Source organism: Pararoseomonas baculiformis (assembly GCF_017813395.1).
Taxonomy (GTDB): domain Bacteria; phylum Pseudomonadota; class Alphaproteobacteria; order Acetobacterales; family Acetobacteraceae; genus Roseomonas; species Roseomonas baculiformis.
Genome location: NZ_JAGIZB010000096.1, coordinates 1 through 1483 on the forward strand (window position 1 = coordinate 1; position 1483 = coordinate 1483).

Genomic DNA, 1483 nt, shown 5'->3' on the forward strand with positions numbered 1-1483 from the left:
GTCGGCCTTGAATAACCAGCAACCTGTTGATCTGGAGCAGGAAAGTTCGGGATTTGGGATGCTGGAATTGCAGGGTTCAGTTGGAACGATGCGGTATTCCTGCGATTCTGTCAGCCATGAAGCACCGCCCACGCCCTCCGGAACAGGCCGACCTGCTTCGACCTCGCCTGGTCGACATGATCGACGGGCGGCATGAGCTGGTCCGGCTCGCCGCGCTGATCGACTGGTCCTGGTTCGAGCGGGAGTGGGCCGGCTTCTTCCCTGCTGGTGAGGGACGGCCCGCCACCCACCCGCGCCTGGTGGCGGGGCTGATGTACCTGCAGCACGCCTACGGCCTCTCCGACGAGGCCGTCCTCGCCCGCTGGGTGGAGAACCCGTACTTCCAGCACTTCACCGGCGAGACCTTCTTCCAGCATCGCCTGCCCATTCACCCCTCATCTCTCAGCCGCTGGCGCGGCCGCATCGGGGAGGAGGGCGTGGAGTGGCTGCTGACCAAGACCATCGAAGCAGGGCGGGCCTCGGGTGCCGTGTCGGAACGCAGCCTGGCCGAGGTCGCGGTGGACACGACGGTGATGGAGAAGGCCATCGCCCATCCGACCGACAGCAGGCTCTACGAGAAGGCGCGCCATTCCTTGGTGGCACTGGCGGGTAAGGCCGGGATTGCCCTGCGCCAAACCTACAACCGCCTGGCTCCGCGGCTGGCCGCCCGGGCGGGGCGGCATGCCCATGCCCGGCAGTTCCGGCGCATGCGCAAGGCGCTGCGCACGCTCAAGGGCTACACGGGGCGCGTCCTGCGCGACATCCGCCGCAAGCTCGGCGCCGTCCCCGAAGGCCGGTTGCGGAGGCAGATGGAGGAACGCATGGTCCTCGTCACTCGCCTGCTGCGGCAGACACCCAAAAGCGCGGGCAAGCTCTATGCCCTGCACGAGCCCGAGGTGGATTGCATCTCCAAGGGCAAGGCCCGCATCCGCTTTGAGTTCGGAACCAAGGTCAGCGTTGCCACCACGCTCACCGGTGGCTTCGTCGTCGGCATGCGCTCCATGCCCGGCAACCCCTACGACGGGCACACCCTCCCCGACACCCTGCAGCAGGTCGAGACCCTCACCGGGCAACTCCCCAGCCTCGCCGTGGTCGACCGTGGCTACCGCGGCCATGGCGCCCACGGCACGACAGTCCTCATCAGCGGCACGCGCCGTGGCCTCACGCCACACCTGCGCAAGCTCCTGCGCCGCCGCAGCGCCATCGAGCCAGAGATCGGCCACATGAAATCTGACGGACTTCTCGCCCGCTGCGCCCTCAAGGGCACCATCGGTGACGCCCTCTACGCCGTGCTCTGTGGCTGCGGGCACAACATCCGCAAGATCCTCGCCCACCTCAGGACCCTTTTGATCGCCCTCCTTGGCGCTCTCATTCAGAAAATGGGTCGGCCAGACTACCAGCCGGTTACGATCCAGACGGCCTGAGGAGGTTATTCAAGGCCGAC

General features: G+C 66.8%; 1 protein-coding gene. It reads left to right on the top strand.

Going from position 1 to position 1483, the window contains the following annotated elements; genetic code table 11:
- Positions 1 to 116 precede the first annotated feature (116 nt).
- The gene (locus J8J14_RS24715; protein ID WP_209382196.1) at positions 117 to 1463 is read left to right on the top strand and encodes an IS5 family transposase; all 1347 of its coding nucleotides are present in this window, start codon (positions 117 to 119) and stop codon (positions 1461 to 1463) included.
- The last annotated feature ends 20 nt before the right edge of the window (positions 1464 to 1483 follow it).